This is a genomic window from Blastopirellula marina, assembly GCF_002967715.1.
Classification (GTDB): Bacteria; Planctomycetota; Planctomycetia; order Pirellulales; family Pirellulaceae; genus Bremerella; species Bremerella marina_B.
On sequence record NZ_PUIA01000092.1, the window covers coordinates 1 to 508 of the forward strand.

Consider the following 508-nt stretch of genomic DNA (forward strand, 5'->3'; position numbering starts at 1 on the left):
GCGGTCCGAACCGCACCTATTATCGTGGCAACTACTACGATGGTCGGTACGACAGCCGCTACGACCGTGGGTACGATCCCCGCTACGATCGTGGCTACAACCGCGGTTATGATCCCCGATTTGACGGTCGCAATGGCCGTGGCTACTACGGTGGCGACCGTGGTGCCCAACGTGGCGCTGATATCGGCGCCGGTATCGGTGGTGCGATCGGCGGTCGTGACGGCGCCAGCCTTGGTGCTGGCATTGGCGCCGCCATCGGCGCCGACTAGTTCCGCGTCGTAACAATTTGATATAGCTGAAGTTCAGCAAGATGCCGCGCCCAAACTTGGGTGCGGCGTTTTTTATGCGCGATCTGGTTCGCCGCCCCGTTCCTGCTCTACAATTCAACTAGTTTTCGCAACCTGGACTCAAAAGGCGCATGAAGTATGAAATGGTCGTTACGGATCGGCACCCTGTTCGGCATCGGCGTGTACGTCCACTTCACCTTCTTGATCATTCTGGTCTGGTT

General features: G+C 58.1%; 1 protein-coding gene. It reads left to right on the forward strand.

Annotated elements, in window-relative coordinates:
• Positions 1–269, forward strand: a 269-nt coding sequence (locus C5Y96_RS27540; RefSeq protein ID WP_409994438.1) for a hypothetical protein, incomplete at its 5' end; no start/stop codon positions are given.
• Positions 270–508 lie beyond the last annotated feature (239 nt).